This is a genomic window from Kistimonas scapharcae (assembly GCF_039540975.1).
GTDB lineage: Bacteria > Pseudomonadota > Gammaproteobacteria > Pseudomonadales > Endozoicomonadaceae > Kistimonas > Kistimonas scapharcae.
The window spans coordinates 1-524 of record NZ_BAABFL010000142.1; the positions used below are offsets into that span (position 1 = coordinate 1).

At 56.1% G+C, this 524-nt stretch carries 1 protein-coding gene; it reads left to right on the plus strand.

What is annotated here, in order from left to right; all coding sequences use genetic code 11:
* On the plus strand, positions 1-524 hold a 524-nt coding region (locus tag ABD892_RS10070), incomplete at both ends, for a recombinase RecT (protein ID WP_345195493.1).

Sequence of the window (524 nt, forward strand, 5' to 3'; positions counted from 1 at the left end):
AAGACACCGAAGCTGAAAGAGTGCACCGATGCCTCACTGCTTGGCTCCGTTATCCAGTCCGCACAGCTGGGGCTGGTACCCGGAGGAGCGCTGGGGCACTGCTATCTGATCCCCTATTTCAACCGCAAGCTGAACAAGCTGGAGTGCCAGTTCATGCTGGGCTATCGCGGCATGCTGGAGCTGGCGCGACGTTCCGGTGCCATTAAGCACATCGATGCACGGTGTGTGTACGAAGGTGAAGAGTTCGAGATTCTCTACGGAACACAGACCACGGTTATCCACAAGCCGTCACTGACCCGTAATGGCAATGACACAATGATCGGCGTCTATGCGGTAGGTCATCTGAGCTCCGGTGGCTGGCAGGTGGAATATATGTCCATGGCGGAAATCAAAGCCATTCGGGACGGCTCCAAGGCTGGAAGCGATGGCCCCTGGAAGTCGCACTTCGATGAGATGGCCAAGAAAACCGTGATCCGACGATTGTTCAAATACCTGCCGGTGTCCATTGAGGCGCAGACAGCTGT